The sequence below is a fragment of the Acinetobacter sp. V2 genome, assembly GCF_001188385.1.
In the GTDB taxonomy this organism is placed as follows: Bacteria; Pseudomonadota; Gammaproteobacteria; order Pseudomonadales; family Moraxellaceae; genus Acinetobacter; species Acinetobacter oleivorans.
Map to the genome: position 1 here is coordinate 29,124 of NZ_JZFB01000001.1, position 295 is coordinate 29,418.

A 295-nucleotide genomic window follows, 5' to 3' on the forward strand; every position below is an offset into this window, starting at 1 on the left:
TATCTTTCACCAGTCCGCGAACCCTTTCTCGTTCTGCCACCATAATTTTAATGTCGGCAGAACTCCCAATAAAAAGGAGTTGGCTTTGCACATCCATTATTTCTTGGCTCTCGATGCCAAAAGCTATAACAACACAGCTTAAAAATTTTAAAGCAGCTTGATCACCCTAAGGTTTTCAGGCTTTAAGTCTTTTTTATTTAAAACTTAGCAATAACAAACTCGAGATGTGCCAAGCACAGTCTTTAAGGCTTTGCTGTGCCTTTTTTTCTCCCAAAAAAGTATCTCATTTAGAAAC